This is a genomic window from Frigoribacterium faeni, from assembly GCF_007988805.1.
Classification (GTDB): domain Bacteria; phylum Actinomycetota; class Actinomycetes; order Actinomycetales; family Microbacteriaceae; genus Frigoribacterium; species Frigoribacterium faeni.
The window spans coordinates 62,475-77,865 of the sequence record NZ_BJUV01000003.1; the positions used below are offsets into that span (position 1 = coordinate 62,475).

Annotated in this window: 14 protein-coding genes; 6 read left to right on the forward strand and 8 right to left on the reverse strand. The window is 73.0% G+C overall.

What is annotated here, in order from left to right; genetic code table 11:
- Positions 1–37: 37 nt before the first annotated feature.
- Positions 38–1,081: an NAD(P)-dependent alcohol dehydrogenase gene (locus FFA01_RS02180; protein WP_146852529.1), complete on the reverse strand. Its 1,044-nt coding sequence runs from the start codon at positions 1,079–1,081 to the stop codon at positions 38–40.
- Between the two features lie 135 nt (positions 1,082–1,216).
- The gene (locus tag FFA01_RS02185; RefSeq protein WP_146852531.1) at positions 1,217–2,158 is read right to left on the reverse strand and encodes an ROK family protein; all 942 of its coding nucleotides are present in this window, start codon (positions 2,156–2,158) and stop codon (positions 1,217–1,219) included.
- A gap of 103 nt (positions 2,159–2,261) precedes the next feature.
- On the opposite strand from FFA01_RS02185, the gene FFA01_RS02190 reads away from it, so the two are divergent.
- Positions 2,262–3,170 (forward strand): PfkB family carbohydrate kinase, encoded by a 909-nt coding sequence (locus FFA01_RS02190; protein ID WP_146852533.1) that lies wholly within the window; start codon positions 2,262–2,264, stop codon positions 3,168–3,170.
- Positions 3,171–3,192: 22 nt separating this feature from the next.
- Here the strand turns inward: FFA01_RS02190 and FFA01_RS02195 are convergent, their stop codons facing one another.
- The 3 genes from FFA01_RS02195 to FFA01_RS02205 all read right to left on the reverse strand — a co-directional run bounded on the left by FFA01_RS02195 (position 3,193) and on the right by FFA01_RS02205 (position 5,650).
- Positions 3,193–4,194 carry an NADP-dependent oxidoreductase gene (locus tag FFA01_RS02195; RefSeq protein WP_146852535.1) on the reverse strand — a complete coding sequence of 334 codons (1,002 nt, stop codon included), beginning with the start codon at positions 4,192–4,194 and terminating at the stop codon, positions 3,193–3,195.
- Positions 4,195–4,302: 108 nt separating this feature from the next.
- Positions 4,303–5,199, reverse strand: a complete 897-nt coding sequence (ypfJ, locus tag FFA01_RS02200) for a KPN_02809 family neutral zinc metallopeptidase (protein ID WP_146852537.1) — start codon at positions 5,197–5,199, stop codon at positions 4,303–4,305.
- A 28-nt stretch (positions 5,200–5,227) separates the two neighbouring features.
- Positions 5,228–5,650 (reverse strand): DUF5997 family protein, encoded by a 423-nt coding sequence (locus FFA01_RS02205; RefSeq protein WP_146852539.1) that lies wholly within the window; start codon positions 5,648–5,650, stop codon positions 5,228–5,230.
- Positions 5,651–5,718: 68 nt separating this feature from the next.
- Here FFA01_RS02205 and FFA01_RS02210 point away from each other — a divergent pair, with 68 nt between their 5' ends.
- The 3 genes from FFA01_RS02210 to FFA01_RS02220 all read left to right on the forward strand — a co-directional run bounded on the left by FFA01_RS02210 (position 5,719) and on the right by FFA01_RS02220 (position 7,075).
- Entirely contained in the window at positions 5,719–6,438 is a 720-nt protein-coding gene (locus FFA01_RS02210; RefSeq protein ID WP_146852541.1) for a LysR family transcriptional regulator substrate-binding protein, read from the forward strand.
- Between the two features lie 150 nt (positions 6,439–6,588).
- The gene (locus FFA01_RS02215) at positions 6,589–6,798 is read left to right on the forward strand and encodes a hypervirulence associated TUDOR domain-containing protein (RefSeq protein ID WP_146852543.1); all 210 of its coding nucleotides are present in this window, start codon (positions 6,589–6,591) and stop codon (positions 6,796–6,798) included.
- 40 nt (positions 6,799–6,838) lie between these two features.
- Positions 6,839–7,075: a hypothetical protein gene (locus tag FFA01_RS02220; RefSeq protein WP_146852545.1), complete on the forward strand. Its 237-nt coding sequence runs from the start codon at positions 6,839–6,841 to the stop codon at positions 7,073–7,075.
- A 97-nt stretch (positions 7,076–7,172) separates the two neighbouring features.
- On the opposite strand, the gene FFA01_RS02225 is transcribed toward FFA01_RS02220, so the two are convergent.
- Positions 7,173–8,405 (reverse strand): MFS transporter, encoded by a 1,233-nt coding sequence (locus FFA01_RS02225; protein WP_146852547.1) that lies wholly within the window; start codon positions 8,403–8,405, stop codon positions 7,173–7,175.
- A gap of 125 nt (positions 8,406–8,530) precedes the next feature.
- Here FFA01_RS02225 and FFA01_RS02230 point away from each other — a divergent pair, with 125 nt between their 5' ends.
- The gene (locus FFA01_RS02230) at positions 8,531–9,211 is read left to right on the forward strand and encodes a TetR/AcrR family transcriptional regulator (protein ID WP_167627254.1); all 681 of its coding nucleotides are present in this window, start codon (positions 8,531–8,533) and stop codon (positions 9,209–9,211) included.
- Between the two features lie 61 nt (positions 9,212–9,272).
- On the opposite strand, the gene FFA01_RS02235 is transcribed toward FFA01_RS02230, so the two are convergent.
- Positions 9,273–10,118: an ABC transporter permease gene (locus FFA01_RS02235; protein ID WP_146852552.1), complete on the reverse strand. Its 846-nt coding sequence runs from the start codon at positions 10,116–10,118 to the stop codon at positions 9,273–9,275.
- Positions 10,115–11,185 (reverse strand): ATP-binding cassette domain-containing protein, encoded by a 1,071-nt coding sequence (locus tag FFA01_RS02240; RefSeq protein WP_146852554.1) that lies wholly within the window; start codon positions 11,183–11,185, stop codon positions 10,115–10,117. Before FFA01_RS02240 ends, FFA01_RS02235 begins: the two co-directional genes overlap by 4 nt.
- Before the next feature lie 214 nt (positions 11,186–11,399).
- Here FFA01_RS02240 and FFA01_RS02245 point away from each other — a divergent pair, with 214 nt between their 5' ends.
- Complete coding sequence (locus FFA01_RS02245) at positions 11,400–14,948, forward strand: proline dehydrogenase family protein (protein ID WP_146852557.1); 3,549 nt, start codon at positions 11,400–11,402, stop codon at positions 14,946–14,948.
- Positions 14,949–15,391: the final 443 nt, after the last annotated feature.

Sequence of the window (15,391 nt, forward strand, 5' to 3'; positions counted from 1 at the left end):
CCCGCGATGGGTGGGGGCCTTCGTCGTGCGGTGGGCGCTAGATCGTGGCGGTGTCGATCACGAAGCGGTAGCGGACCTTGCTGGCGACGACGCGCTCGTAGGCGTCGTCGACGTCGTCCGCGCTGATCGTCTCGATCTCGGCGCCGATGCGGTGCTCGGCGCAGAAGTCGAGCATCTCCTGCGTCTCGGGGATCCCGCCGATGTTCGAGCCGGCGAGGCTGCGGCGTCCGCCGATGAGCGAGCCGGCCCGGAACGACTGCGGGTTCTCGGGCAGACCGACGAACACCATCGTGCCGTTGAGGCGGAGGGTGCGGGCGTAGGCGTCGATGTCCATGTCTGCCGAGATCGTGTTGATGATCAGGTCGAACGAGCTCTTCAGCCGGCCGAACGTCTCGGGGTCGCTCGACGCGTAGTAGTGGTCGGCGCCGAGCTTGAGGCCGTCCTCCTGCTTGGAGAGCGTCTGGCTGATGACGGTGACCTCGGCGCCCATGGCGTGGGCGATCTTGACGGCCATGTGGCCGAGCCCGCCCATGCCGACGACGGCGACCTTCTTGCCGGGGCCGGCGCCCCAGTGCTTCAGGGGCGAGTAGGTCGTGATGCCGGCGCAGAGCAGCGGCGCGGCCTCGTCGAGCGAGATGCCCTCGGGGATCGACAGCACGTAGTTCTCGTCGGCGACGATCTGCTTGGCGTAGCCGCCGTAGGTGGGCTCGCCCGAGTACTGGCGGCCGTTGTAGGTCGCGACGTTGCCCTTGACGCAGAACTGCTGCTCGCCGGCGAGGCAGTTCTCGCACTCGCGGCAGCTGTCGACGAAGCAGCCGATGCCGACGCGGTCGCCGACCCGGTGCTTGGTGACGTCGGAGCCGACCTCGGTGACGATGCCGGCGATCTCGTGGCCGGGGACCATCGGGAAGATGGCCTCGCCCCACTCCTCGCGGGCCTGGTGGATGTCGCTGTGGCAGATGCCGGCGAACGCGATGTCGATCTGGACGTCGTTCGGGCCGACGTCGCGCAGCTCGACGGTGGAGTGCTCGAAGGGGGCGCCGGCGGACGGCGTCAGCAGGACGGGGACGGTGGTGGGCATGGGATACCTCCGTGTGGTGGGTGGGTGCGCGCCTCGGGGCGCGCCGAATACCGACGACGTTGTGGGGTTGTCTCCACCCTAGGCCGAACGCCCGACAGCCGTTCCCAGCGATCCGGGACCCCGAGGAGGCGCGGCTCAGCCGAGCAGGTCGGCCTGCCAGACGAGGGCCGCGGCCCCGACGAGCGGGCTCTCGTCGCTGAGGCCCGAGCGGACGACGCGGACGCGACGGGCGTACTCGTTGACCGGCGCCTCCTGCACGGACGCGCGCACCAGGTCGAGGTAGTCGTCGCTGACGCGCGAGAAGCCGCCGCCGATGGCGACCACGTCGAGATCGAGCAGCGTCGTGACCGACGAGACGGCCTCGCCGACGGCGTTCGCCGAGCGCCGGACGGCCGCGACGGCGATCTCGTCGCCCGCGACGTAGCCGGCCGCGAGGTCCTCGCCGCGCTCGCCCTGCCAGCCCTGCTCACGCGCCCAGGCGACGACGTTGGGGCCGGACGCGATGACCTCGAGGGTGGCGGCCCAGGCGCTCTCCCCGGCGGGTCGGTCGGCGATCTGGATCTGGCCGATGTGACCGGCGTTGCCCGTGCCTCCCGACAGGAGCCGCCCGTTGACGATGAGCCCGCCGCCGACGCCGGTCGAGACGGTGATGGCGAGGGCGTTGTCGACGCCCTGGGTGGCTCCGACCCAGTGCTCGGCGAGGGCCAGGCTGACGCCGTCGAGCCGGAGGGTGACGGGCGCGGCGTCGGGCAGCACCGAGGCGGCGAGGGCGGCGACCTGTTCGCGCAGCGGGTAGCCGCGCCAGGCGTGCAGGTTGATCGGCGAGACCGTCCCGTGCACGAGGTCGACGGGGCCGGCGCTGCCGATGCCCGCGCCGACGAGGGTGTCGCCGTCGGGAAGGGCCGCGAGGGCGTGGGCGACGACGGCGCGCACGGCCTCGGCGAGCTCGTCGGAGGTCGACCCGGCGCCGGTCGGGCGGCGGTCGCGGCTTCCATCGAGCAGGGCTCCGTCGGAGGCGACCAGCGCCGCCTCGACCTTCGTTCCGCCCACGTCGACGGCCAATGCGTATTCGCTCACGGGGGCAAGCGTACTGGGGGCGTGCGCCCTCGCCGCGTGCGGGAATAGGGTGATCTGCCGGCGCGCACCGCACCGGTGCCGACACAGGGACGAAAGGTGCCCCATGCCCACCACCGACGGTCGGGTCGCCGTTCTCGGCGACGCCCTCATCGACGAGCTCCGCACCGACGACGGGTCGACCGACCACGTCGGGGGAGCGGGGCTCAACGTCGCGGTGGGGCTGAGCCGGCTCGGCGTGCCGACGACGCTGCTCGCCTCGGTCGGCGACGACGCCGACGGCGACTCGATCCGGGCGTTCCTCGCCGACCACGGGGTCGAGCTGATCGCCACGGTGAACCCGCTCGGCACCGGCCGTGCGGTGTCGCTGCGGGTCGACGGCGAACCGACCTACGTCTTCACCGACGCGGCCGTCGCGCGTGGCCTCGACTTCTCGGCGGAGCAGCTGACCGCTCTCGAGGCGGCCCCGCTCGTCGCCGTCAGCTCGTATCCGTTCGACGACTCCGTGCTGACCGACCGACTGCTCGACGTGGTCGGCAGGACGCCGTCACGGCTGGTCGTCGACCCCAACCCCCGGCCGGGGTTCCTGCCGGGCGGCGACGCCCAGGCGGCCGCCTTCGGAGCCGGGTTCGCCCGCGTGGCCGCGGCGTGCCTCCTGGTCAAGGTCGGCGACGACGATGCGGCGCTGGTCGCCGACGGCGGGCTGTCGGACTGGCAGGAGGCGCTGCTCGCCGCCGGTGCCGGGGGAGTGCTCGCGACGCGGGGCTCCGACGGGGCGAGCCTGCAGCTGGCCGGCCGGCCCGAGCTGCGGCGCGGCATCTCGACCGCCGAGGGCGAGGTCGTCGACACGATGGGGGCCGGCGACGCGACCTTCGCCGCCATCGTCTCCTCGCTGCTCGTCGACCGTCGCGAGCCCGGCTCGGTGGACTGGGCCGACGCGCTCGAGCGGGCGATGGACGTCGCGGCCGCCACGGTGCGCGCGCCGGGCGCCCTGCTGCGCTCGCCGAGCCTCTAGCGCCGGCGGGTCGCGCGCGGCGTCAGGCGCTCGCCTCGTGGGTGCTCCGCGCCTTGCCCGACAGGTACCAGTGCGAGCGGGCCCCGGTCTCGACGGGCTGCATGCCCACGACGACCTTGCCGCGGGAGTGCTTCTCGGCCAGGTCGTCGAAGGCCTGCGCGATGTAGTCGAACGGGTAGAAGCCCGAGATGAGCACGCGCACCTTGTTCTCGGCGATGAGCTTGGCGAGGGCGGCGAGGATCATCGCGGGCTCGGCGTCGTCGCGCTCCGGCCGGATGTAGCGCACCTCGAGGTCGAGCCGGTGCTCGCTCGAGCTGAACCGCGACGGCGCGACCCCGAGGGCCTCGGCCAGGTCGGGGTTGTCCCCTCCGAAGTTGTCGATGAACGCGGTGACGGGGCGACCGGCCGCCTCCTCGATCCGCTGCTGCAGGCCGTCGCCGTAGGTGATCGGCGTGACGCCGATCGATCGCAGGTAGTCGTGGTTCGGCGGGCTGCAGGTGCCGATCACCTTGGCTCCCGCCGCGAGGGCCAGCTGGCACTCGATGTGACCGACCCCGCCCGCGGCGGCCGTGATGACGACGACGTCCCCGGTGCCGAGGTGCAGCGAGCGCACGACGTCGTACGCGGTGACCCCGGCGAGGTAGAGCCCGCCGGCGACCTCCCACGACACGTGCGGCGGCTTCGTGACGATCGACGAGGCCGGGACGGTCACGAAGGTCGCGTGCGCGCCGCCGCCGATGGCGTGACCGATCACCTCGGCGCCCACCGAGAAGTCCCGCACGGCCGAGCCGCGCTTCTTGACGATCCCGGCGAAGCACGAGCCCTGCCGGGCGGGGAACTCGAGCGGCAGCCGGTCGGCGAAGTCGCCGAGCCGGATGAAGTTCTCGATGTGGTTGAGACCCGCGCAGACGACCTCGACGACGACCTCGTCGTCGCCCGGCACGGGCATCTCCTGGGGGACGAAGTGCAGTTCGTCGACGTCGCCGTAGCGATCGAACTCGACGGTCTTCCCTGAGCGACTCATGGCCTACCTCCTCGTGGCGTTGACTGATTCTGCGCCTCCCGGGGCCCGTCCGTCCGCAGGGCGGGGATCGGAGGAGGCGCGGTGTCGTCCGCGACGGGGAGTCGCGTCTCAGAGCGCGTCGGCGGACACCCCGAACGTGTCGCAGGCCGTGGCCCCGCCGGCCCGGCCGGTGTCGAACCAGCGCTGGCGCTGCTCGGCGGAACCGTGCGTCCAGGTGTCGGAGTCGACCTGGCCGCCGGAGGCCGCCTGGATGCGGTCGTCGCCCACTGCGGCGGCGGCGTCGAGGGCGTCGGCGATCTGCGCGTCGGTGACCGGCTCGAGGAACGTCGTGCCGGAGTCGTCCGTCACGGTGGAGGCGGAGCCGACCCAGGCCCCGGCGTAGCAGTCGGCCTGCACCTCGAGGCGGATCGTGTCCGACCCGGGCCCGGTGGCGCTGCGGTCGGCGCGGTCGAACGCGCCGCTCAGCTGCTGGATGTGGTGGCCCCACTCGTGGCCGACCACGTACATCTGCGCCAACGGGCCGGCGCTCGCGCCGTACTGCTCGCGCAGCTGGTCGAAGAAGTCGGTGTCGACGTAGAGGGCCCGGTCGGGCGGGCAGTAGAACGGGCCGGTCGCGCTCGTCGCGCCGCCGCAGCCGGTGTCGACCGACGACGTGAAGAGGAAGAACTCGGGGGTGGCGTAGTCGCCGATGCCGAGCTGCGGCGCCTCGGCCGCCCAGTAGGTGTCGAGCGAGTCGGCCGCTCCGGCCATGCGGCAGTCGATGCTCGCGTTGGCGTCGGCCCCGGTCGTGCAGCCCTCGAGCGCCGTCGACTCGACCTGCTGGGGCGTGCCGAGCGACTGCCCGTCGAGCAGGCCGCTGAGGTTGACGCCGGTGAACTGGTTGACGAGCGCCACGACGATCACGGCGACGATGCCCACACCGCCGGCGGCGACGCCGGTCGTGCGACCGCGGCCCCGCCGCTTCACCTTGCTGCTGTCGATGCGGGCGTCGTCGTTGAATGACATGCGTCAGAAGATACGCCCGGTGCGAGCCTCAGGACTGGTCGGCGGCCTCGGCGCGCTCGCGCTCGGCGCGCAGGAGCGCCCGTCCGGCGTCGCGGTCCTTGACGCGCTGCTCCTCCTCGCGCACCTCGGCGAGGTTCGCCCGCTCGGTGACGAGCCAGGCCGGCATCTCCTCGAGCAGCGCGTGGATCTCGTCCGTGGTCAGGGCGTCGTCGACGCCCGCGCGGGCGAGGCCCGAGATCGTGACGCCGAGCTTCTGGGCGACGACGGGGCGGGGGTGCGGGCCGGTGCGGCGCAGCTCGGCCAGCCACTCGGGCGGCTCGGCGCTGAGCGCGGCGAACTCGTCGCGCGTCAGGGGGGTGGTCTGGAACGACTCGGGCGTCGCCGGCAGGTGCACCCCGAGCTTCTTCGCGGCCGTGAAGGGCTTGAGGGTCTGCGGGGTCTTCGGGGTCATGACCGCAAGGGTACCGGTTGCACCGGGCCGGGCAGGTGCCGGGACGACCTCCCCGGTAGCCTGGGCCGATGACGACCGAGCCGACCCGCGCCTCCTTCCGCATCGGGTTCGTGCCCGGGGTCACGCTGTCGAAGTGGTCCCGCCTGTGGGAGGAGCGACGCGACGACCTCCCGCTCGAGATCGTCGAGGTCGAGGCCGAGCAGGCGCTCGCCGCGCTCTCCGGCGACGCACCCGTCGACATGGTGCTCGCGCGGCTCCCGCTCGCGACGGGCGACGAGCACTCGGTGATCCGGCTGTACGACGAGCGCGCCGTGGCCGTCCTGTCGAAGGACCACGCCCTGGCCGAGCTCGGCATCGAGCACGAGCTGACCTCGGCCGACCTCGCCGGCGAGACCCGGCACGATCTCGACCCGGCGCTCTCGGCGGCTCAGGCGATCGACGTCGCGGCGACCGGGTCCGGCGTCGCCGTCGTGCCGCAGTCGATCGCGCGACTGCACTCGCGCGGCGGGCTGACCTACCGGTTCGTCTCCGACCTCGAGCCGACCACGGTCGCGCTGGTCTGGCTTGCCGAGACCACGGACGACGACGCCGACGACTTCATCGGCGTCGTGCGCGGGCGCACGGCCCGGAGCTCGAGGTCGCGGAGGCGCGACGAACCCGAGCAGGCGGCTCCCGCCACGAAGGGCTCGGCCCCCGACCCCCGCGGGGCCAAGCCCAAGCGGACGCCGCCCAAGGGCCGCGGTCCGCAGCGCGGCACGGGTCGCAGCCGCCCTCGTCGCGGACGCTGACCGTCGGGGTACGGCATCGGGGTACAGGAGCGGCCGTCGAGCCCCTACCCCTCGGGGCTGAGCGGGCTTCGGGCCGCCGCGGCGTAGCGTCCACGCCACGATCGCATCGACGACCGGCCGACGGCGGCCGGCGCAGACGAAGGAGGCGCGATGACGTTCAGCAAGGGAGACCACGTCACCTGGAACACCCCGCAGGGCGAGACCCACGGCACGGTCGTGGAGAAGCGCGAGAAGGAGTTCCAGCTCGACGGTCAGAAGTTCACGGCCTCCGGCGACGAGCCCTACTTCATCGTCGAGAGCGACAAGAGCGGATCGAAGGCGGCCCACAAGGGATCGTCGCTGTCCGCGAAGAAGAGCTGACCCCCACCACCCGCCGCCCGCACCCCAGAAGGAGAACACCATGGCCGACCTCGCCGACGTCCGCTGGAACGACGAAGCCCGCGACAAGATCCTGACCGACGCCGACAACGTGCTCCGCGACGCCGTGCGCGACGCGGCCGCCGCCCACTCGGGCGAATCGTGGGAGGAGTCCTTCAAGGCGATCAACGACGCCGTGAAGGACCGCTTCATCGACTACGAGCCCGGCCCGGACGTGCGCAAGTACGCCGAGGCCATCGAGCGCGGCGAGTACAGCTGAGCCGCGCCTCCCTCGCTCCGCCCGGCGCGCGTGCGCCGGGTCCGTTGACGCCCCTCGTCCTGCGACGAGGGGCGTTCCCGGTCCGGGCGGGGACCGGTCACGGTGCGGCGTCGACGGCCCTCACCCGTGAGCCGAGGGCGACGATCACCGCGACGGCGACGATCAGCGCGGCCAGCGACACGAGCGCGACCGAGGTGCCGGCGAGCTCGACCACGGGGCCGACGACCACCTCGCCGATCGGCATCCCCGCCAGCGACGCCAGGGTCAGCACCGAGAACACGCGGGCCCGGTAGACGCCCGGCACCTGCCGCTGGATCGCGACGTCGAGCGGCACGGTGAAGACCTCGAGCCCCACGCTGGCGACGAACAGGCCGACGCTGATCCAGAAGAACCAGTGCAGCGGATCGAACACCACGGGGTCGGTGGCGAAGGCGAACGAGAGCAGCAGGAGCGGGGCGGCGAGGCCGGCCGCCCCCAGGCAGGCGATCCAGAGCCGCAGGCGCCCCCGCAGGGAACCCGCCCAGAACGCCCCCGCGATGAGGCCGAGCGTCTGGACGGCCCCGGCGAAGCCCCAGAGCAGGCGTCCGAAGGTCTGATCGGCGACGAGCGGCCCGACGATCTGGACGCCGCCGGCGAAGGCGAACTGGAACGTGAAGGCGAGCGCCGCCGTCGAGGTCAGCCAGCGGGTCCGCCAGACGAAGCCCAGACCGCTCCCGAGGTCGGCCAGCACGGAGCTCCCGCCGGAGGCGCGGGCGGCGTCCCGGGGGAGCCGGACGAAGACGAGCCCGGCCGCGGCGAACACCGCCGCCCCGATGGCGAGGGCGATCCCGGAGCCCAGCGTGCCGACCACCGCCCCGCCCACCGCGAAGCCGACGACGAGGCCGACGTTCGCACCGACCCGGACGAGCACGGTCGCGTCGGTGAGCCGTTCGTCGCGCACGGTGTCGCGCACCAGCGACATCGTCGCCGGGCCGGAGAACGCGGCCGCGGCCCCGTTGACGGCGCCGATCGCGCCGAGCGTGAGCAGCGTCTCGGTCTGCGTGAGCATCAGGACCGCGGCGACGGCCAGCGACCCGGCCGACAGCAGCGACGACGTCACGGCCACGGCCCGTCTCGAGAACCGGTCGGCCAGCGTGCCGCCGACCAGCACCAGCGCGATGTTCGGCACCGACCGGGCCGCGACGACGAGACCCAGGTCGACGGCGTCGGCCCCGAGGTCGATCGCGGCGAAGACGATCGCGAGGGGCGCGAGCCCGCTGCCGATCCACGAGAGCAGACGCCCGGTCCACAGCGCCCGGAAGGCGGGGATCCTCAGCAGCGTCCACGGCACCGCTCGACTCTATGCCTCGGGTCGCCCGCGACACCGGGTCCGCACCCGGCCCGGGAGTCGCAGGCCCGGCCCGGGCGTCGCGGGCCCGGCGTCACACGCCCGGCGGACGACCTAGGCTGGCCCCGATGGACGCCCCCGAGCCCGAGACGAGCAGCGACGAGGTCGCTCGCCCGCCCGTGCGCACGCCGGGGCGCTATCGCAAGGGCATCGCCAAGCGCGAGGCGATCCTCGACGCGGCGCTGCCGGTCTTCGGCCAGGTGGGGTTCCACGGAGCGTCCCTGCGTGAGATCGCCCGGCAGTGCGGCGTCTCGCACCAGTCGCTGATGCACTACTTCCCGACGAAGGACGAGCTGCTGATGGCGGTGCTCCGCCGCCGCGACGAGCGGCTGCGTCGGCACTTCGACGACGCCGGCGGCATGCGCGTCGACGAGCTCGTCGAGCTCGCCGAGTACAACGTCGACGTGCCCGTCGTCATCTCGCTGTTCATCACCGCGTCGGCCGAGGCCGTCTCGACCGAGCATCCGGCGCACGAGTACTACCGCGACTACTACGAGCGGATTATCCGCTCGACCACGGCCTACCTCTCGGTGGCCGCCGACCGCGGCTGGCTGCGCCCCGGCTACACCGCCGAGGGGGCCGCCCGGGTCGTGCTCGCCGTGCAGGACGGCCTGCAGCTGCAGTGGCTCTACGAGCGCGACTCCGTGAAGGTCGCCGACCTCATGCGGCTCGTGATCGGCAGCGTGCTGAGCGTGCCCACGGCCGACCTCGACGAGGCGGTCCGCGAGGAGGCGCGGCGCGGTCGGTAGCCGATCCGCGCCTCCTCGAGGCGGACCGCCGGAGCCGACCCGCGCCTCCTCGGCCCTCGGGCTACTTCGCGCTGATCCGCTGGAACTTGCGGATGCAGAGCGGCACGAAGACGACGAGCATCACGCCGATGCCGATCAGCACCGTCGCGTAGGGGTGCTGCATGGTCCAGATGTCGGGCACCGGGGTGGCGCCGAGGTTGCCGAACGACGTGCGGGCGGCCTGCACCAGCGACGAGACCGGGTTCCACTCGGCGAAGATCCGGAGGGGCGTCGGCAGGGTGTCGCTCGGCACGAACGCGTTGGAGATGAAGGTCAGCGGGAAGAGGATCATGAACGACGCGTTGTTGATCGTCTCGGGCGTCTTCACGCTCATGCCGAGCAGCGCCATCACCCAGCTGAACGAGTAGCTGAACAGCAGCAGCAGCGCCACGCCGCCGACGAACGATGCGGGCGACGCATTCACCCGCCAGCCGACCAGCAGGCCGGTGAGCATCATGATCACCATCGAGATCGTGTTGAGCGCGAGGTCGCTGTTCGTGCGGCCGATCAGCACCGCCGAGGGGCTCATCGGCAGGGTGCGGAACCGGTCGATGATGCCCTCCTTCAGGTCCTGCGCCATCGCCGAACCCGAGAACGTCGAGCCGAACACGACGGTCTGCGCGAAGATCCCCGCCATCAGGAACTGCGTGTAGTCGGTGCCCTGCACGGCGATCGCGCCGCCGTAGACCTGGCTGAACAGCAGCACGAACATGATCGGCTGCAGCACGGCGAAGATCAGCATGTCGGGCGAGCGCTTCACCTTGATCAGGTTGCGCTTCGTCACCGCCCAGCCGTCGGAGGCCCAGGTGCCGACACCCGTCTCGGCCTGCGGGGTGAGCGTGTGCGCGAGGGTCGTCGTCGCGGTCACGGGCGCGCCTCCTTCGTCTTCCGGCGTCGGGTGCGGCGCCCGGTCGGGACCTCGTCGTCGCCATCGCCGCCCGCGCCGGGTCCGCCCGTCTCGCCGTCGGCCCCGTCTGCCCCGTCGTCCGCGGCCCGGTGGCCGGTCAGCTGCAGGAAGACGTCGTCGAGCGTGGGGCGGCGCATGCCCGCGTCGTGCAGCTCGATGCCCGCGGCGCCGAGGTCGGCCAGGGTGCGCTGCAGCGCGGTCGGCCCGTCGGTCACGGCGACCTCCAGCTGGCGGCCGTCGGCCCCGATCGACGGCTCGGAGTCGCCGTGGCGGCGGAGCACCTCGACGGCCTGGTCCGCGCGGGCCTCGTCGACCAGGGCGACGACCAGGCGGTGCCCGCCGACCTGGGCCTTGAGCTGGTCGGCCGTCCCCTCGGCGATGACGGCGCCGCCGTCGATCACCGAGATGTCGTCGGCCAGACGATCGGCCTCCTCGAGGTACTGCGTGGTCAGCAGCACGGTGGTGCCGCCGTCGACGAGGCTCGTGATGATGTCCCAGAGGGCGAGCCGGCTGCGCGGGTCGAGGCCGGTGGTCGGCTCGTCGAGGAACAGCACGCGCGGGTTCGTGACGAGCGCCCCGGCGAGGTCGATGCGACGCCGCATGCCGCCCGAGAAGCCCTTGACCGGGCGGTCGCCGGCGGCGGAGAGGTCGAACACGTCGATCAGCTCGCGGGCCCGGTCGCGGCTGACCCGCGGGCCGAGGTGGTAGAGGCGCCCGATCATGTCGAGGTTCTCGAACCCGGTGAGGTTCTCGTCGACCGCGGCGTACTGACCCGAGACGCCGATCGAGCGTCGGACGGCCTGGGCGTCGGCGACCACGTCGAGCCCGGCGATGGTGGCCGTGCCCTCGTCGGGGCGCTCGAGGGTGGTCAGCATCTTGACGGCGGTCGTCTTGCCGGCGCCGTTCGGGCCGAGCAGCGCCTGCACCGTGCCCTCGGGCACCGAGAGGTCGAAGCCGGTCAGGGCGTGGACGGGACCCGACTTCGACCGGTAGGTCTTGGTCAGGCCGTGAGCTTCGATCATCGCCATCGGTGGCCTCCTGGACGCGCCCAAGGTACCGCTCGGCGGGCTCCGCCGCCAGGGGGCGACGGTGCTTCCGCCCGGTGCGCCTCCGGTGCGCCTCCCGTGCGCCTCCCGTGCGCGGCGGGTGTCCGGCGGGTGGTCGGCGCGTGTCCGGCGCGAGCCGCGTTACGGTCTCATTTCAAACCTTGCCAGGTGGCAAGTTCCGCCCTACATTCGTCCCATGACCACCATCGACGAGACGGCGGGGCCGTCCACCGCAGCACAGTTCCCCGTCGGCGCGACCGGCCCGGCCCCCGCGCCGACCGTCGACGCCGACCTCCCCGCCGGCCTCGGCGACGACGCCGTCGCTCTCGCCCGCCGCTGGGCGCACGAGGCGTCGAGCGCCCCGAGCACGGGCTCGGCCCACCTGCTCGCCCAGGTGCTGAAGGACGAGTCGGGTCTCGCCTTCACCATCGGGTTCGTCGACCGGGTCGTCCGCCCGGAGGACCTCGGCGTCGCCGCGCGCAACCTGTCGACCCTGGCGAAGCAGGCCCCGTCCTTCCTGCCGTGGCACATGCGCGGCGCCGTCCGCCTCGGCGGCGTGATGGCGCCCGTGCTGCCCGGCGTCGTGGTGCCGATCGCCCGCCGCGTGCTGCGCGGCATGGTCGGCCACCTGATCGCCGACGCCCGCCCGGCCCGGCTCGGGGCCGCGATCGCGAAGATCAGGAAGGAGGGCACCCGCCTCAACCTCAACCTGCTCGGCGAGGCCGTGCTCGGCGACGCCGAGGCCGAGCACCGCCTGGCGGGCACGCGGGCCCTGCTCGCCCGCGACGACGTCGACTACGTCTCGATCAAGGTCTCGTCCATCGTCAGCCAGCTCTCGATGTGGGCCTTCGACGAGACCGTCGAGCGCGTCGTCGAGAAGCTGACCCCGCTCTACGAGCTGGCCGCCCGCTCGCCGAAGCCGAAGTTCATCAACCTCGACATGGAGGAGTACCGCGACCTCGACCTGACGATCGCGGTCTTCACGCGCCTCCTCGACCAGCCGCAGCTGCGCGGTCTCGAGGCCGGCATCGTGCTCCAGACCTACCTGCCCGACGCCCTCGGCGCTCTGCAGGGCCTGACCGAGTGGGCCACGGCCCGCGTCGATGCCGGTGGGGCCTCGATCAAGGTGCGCGTCGTCAAGGGCGCCAACCTCGCCATGGAGACCGTCGACGCCACGGTGCACGAGTGGCCGCTCGCCACCTACGGCACCAAGCAGGACAGCGACACGAACTACAAGCGCGTGCTCGCCTGGGCCTTCACCCCCGAGCGCGCCCGAGCCGTGAAGATCGGCGTCGCCGGCCACAACCTGTTCGACATCGCCTTCGCCCACCTGCTCGCCGAGGCTCGCGGGGTGAGCGACCGCGTCGAGTTCGAGATGCTGCTCGGCATGGCCGAGGGGCAGGCCGAACTGGTCAAGGCCGACGTCGGCGGGCTGCTGCTCTACACGCCCGTCGTGCACCCGCGCGAGTTCGACGTCGCCATCAGCTACCTCATCCGCCGCCTCGAGGAGAACGCCTCGAGCGAGAACTTCATGTCGGCCGTCTTCGAGCTCGCCTCGAACGAGGCCATGTTCGAGCGCGAGAAGGGGCGGTTCCTCGCCTCGCTGGCCGAGATCGACGGAGCCGTGCCGGCACCGCACCGCGTGCAGAGCCGCCTCGACCCCGCCCAGGCCCTGCAGCCGCGCGCGGCCGGCAGCGGGTTCGACAACGAGCCCGACACCGACCCGGCCCTCGCCGCCAACCGCGCCTGGGGCCGCGGGATCGCCGCCCGCTCGGCCGACTCCCGCCTCGGCGTCGACCTGATCGAGGCCGCCCGCGTCACCGACACCGGGGCGCTCGACGCGATCGTCGCCGACGCCGTCGAGGCGTCCGCCGCCTGGGCGGCCCGAGGAGGCGCGGGTCGCGCAGCCGTCCTGCGCGCCGCCGCCGCCACGCTCTCGGCCCGTCGAGCCGACCTGATGGAGGTCGCCGCCAGCGAGACGGGCAAGACCGTCGCCGAGGGCGACGTCGAGGTCAGCGAGGCCATCGACTTCGCCACCTGGTACGCCCACCTCGCCGAGGAGCTCGACGCCGTCGACGGCGCCGACTTCGTGCCCGCGCGACTGACGCTGATCACCCCGCCGTGGAACTTCCCCCTCGCCATCCCGGCCGGCTCCACCCTCGCGGCGCTCGCCGCGGGCAGCAGCGTCGTCATCAAGCCGGCCGGTCAGGCCAAGCGCAGCGGCGCCGTCATGGTGCAGGCCCTCTGGGACGCCGGCGTGCCGCCCGAGGTGCTGAAGCTGGTCGACGTCGACGAGGGCGACCTCGGGCGTCACCTGGTCTCGCACCCGTCGGTCGACCGCGTGATCCTCACCGGCGCCTTCGAGACCGCCGCGCTGTTCACGAGCTGGCGCACCGATCTGCCCCTGCTCGCCGAGACCAGCGGCAAGAACGCGATCATCGTCACCCCGAGCGCCGACCTCGACCTGGCCGCCTCCGACGTGATCAAGTCGGCCTTCGGCCACGCCGGGCAGAAGTGCTCGGCGGCGAGCCTCGTGATCCTCGTGGGCTCGGTCGCGACCTCCGAGCGGTTCCGCCGCCAGCTGGTCGACGCCGCCTCCACGATGCGCGTCGGGCTGCCGTCCGACCCGACGACGCAGATGGGTCCGATCATCGAGCCCGCACACGGCAAGCTCGAACGAGCGCTCACCACGCTCGGCGCGGGCGAGTCGTGGCTGGTCGAGCCCCGGCGGCTCGACGACTCGGGCAGGCTCTGGTCGCCCGGTGTCCGCGCCGGCGTCGCCGCCGGCAGCGAGTTCCACCTGACCGAGTACTTCGGCCCCGTGCTCGGCATCATGACCGCTTCGACGCTCGACGAGGCCATCGAGCTGCAGAACGCGACCGACTACGGGCTCACCGCGGGGCTGCACACCCTCGACCCCGCGGAGCTCTCCACCTGGCTCGACCGCGTCGAGGCGGGCAACCTCTACGTCAATCGCGGCATCACCGGGGCGATCGTGCGCCGCCAGCCCTTCGGCGGCTGGAAGAAGTCGTCGGTCGGCGCGGGAGCCAAGGCCGGCGGACCGAACTACCTCGTGCACCTCGGGTCATGGCGGCCCACCGCCCTCTCCGAGGCTCAGGAGGCGCGCCCCGGTCGCGCCGCCCTGGCCGCCCTCGAGGCCGCGACCCCGCTGCTCGGGGCGTCGGGCGCCACGGCCCACGACGAGCTGATGGCCGCCGCCGCGTCGGACGAGCACTTCTGGGCGACCGAGTTCGGCGTCGCCCGCGACGTGAGCGACCTCGGGCTCGAACGCGACCTGCTGCGCTACCGGCCGCTGCCCGTGACCGTCCGCGCGGCCGACGGGGCCGCCCCGGCCGACGTGGTGCGGGTGCTGCTGGCCGGCCTCCGGTCGGGCGCGCCGCTGACGGTGTCGACGTCGATCGAGCTGCCCGCCGGTCTCGTCTCGGCGCTGGGGCTCCGCGCGTCGGACGTGCGGAACGAGAGCGACGCCGCCTGGCACGACCGGGTGCGGTCGGGCGGGTTGCGGACCGAGCGCGTGCGGTTGGTGACCGACGGGGGCGACGTGACGGGCGCCTCCTCGGCCCTGGCGGACGCCCTCGGCGGCGACCCGGCCGTGGCCGTGTTCGCGGCGCCGGTCACGCCGACGGGGCGGCTCGAGCTGCTGCCGTTCCTCCGCGAGCAGGCCGTGGCGATCACGGCGCACCGGTTCGGCAACCCCGACCCGTGGAGCGCGCAGGTCATCTAGCCGGGCGGGCCCCGGCTCTGCTCTGCTCTGCTCTGCTCTGCCCTGCCCTGCCCTGCTCTGCTCTGCACCGCGTCTCGTGCACCGCACCGCACCTAGTCCGGGTGCGCTGTGCGGAACGTGGTGCGGTGTGCGGCCTAGCGTCTGCACTGCGTTTCGTGCGCTGCACCGCACCGCGACTAGTCCTGGTGCGTTGTACGGAACGTGGTGCGGTGTGCGGCCTAGCGTCTGCACCGCGTTTCGTGCGCTGCACCGCACCTAGTCCGGGTGTGCTGCACGGAACGCGGTGCGGTGTGCGGCCTAGCGTCCGCACCGCGGATCGTGCACCGCACCGCACCGCGCCTAGTCCTGGTGCGTTGCACGGAACGCGGTGCGGTCCGCGGCCTAGCGTCTGCACCGCGTTTCGTGCACCGCACCGCGGCTAGTTCGGGTGCGTTGTACGGGAC

What these genes read in the sequence shown, in the direction of transcription:
- FFA01_RS02210 (WP_146852541.1), top strand. Translation starts at nt 5,719, where the DNA reads ATGACGACCGAGCCGACCCGCGCCTCCTTCCGCATCGGGTTCGTGCCC.
- FFA01_RS02180 (WP_146852529.1), bottom strand. Translation starts at nt 1,081, where the DNA reads ATGCCCACCACCGTCCCCGTCCTGCTGACGCCGTCCGCCGGCGCCCCC.
- FFA01_RS02220 (WP_146852545.1), top strand. Translation starts at nt 6,839, where the DNA reads ATGGCCGACCTCGCCGACGTCCGCTGGAACGACGAAGCCCGCGACAAG.
- FFA01_RS02205 (WP_146852539.1), bottom strand. Translation starts at nt 5,650, where the DNA reads ATGACCCCGAAGACCCCGCAGACCCTCAAGCCCTTCACGGCCGCGAAG.
- FFA01_RS02190 (WP_146852533.1), top strand. Translation starts at nt 2,262, where the DNA reads ATGCCCACCACCGACGGTCGGGTCGCCGTTCTCGGCGACGCCCTCATC.
- FFA01_RS02230 (WP_167627254.1), top strand. Translation starts at nt 8,531, where the DNA reads ATGGACGCCCCCGAGCCCGAGACGAGCAGCGACGAGGTCGCTCGCCCG.
- FFA01_RS02245 (WP_146852557.1), top strand. Translation starts at nt 11,400, where the DNA reads ATGACCACCATCGACGAGACGGCGGGGCCGTCCACCGCAGCACAGTTC.
- ypfJ (WP_146852537.1), bottom strand. Translation starts at nt 5,199, where the DNA reads ATGTCATTCAACGACGACGCCCGCATCGACAGCAGCAAGGTGAAGCGG.
- FFA01_RS02215 (WP_146852543.1), top strand. Translation starts at nt 6,589, where the DNA reads ATGACGTTCAGCAAGGGAGACCACGTCACCTGGAACACCCCGCAGGGC.
- FFA01_RS02195 (WP_146852535.1), bottom strand. Translation starts at nt 4,194, where the DNA reads ATGAGTCGCTCAGGGAAGACCGTCGAGTTCGATCGCTACGGCGACGTC.
- FFA01_RS02240 (WP_146852554.1), bottom strand. Translation starts at nt 11,185, where the DNA reads ATGGCGATGATCGAAGCTCACGGCCTGACCAAGACCTACCGGTCGAAG.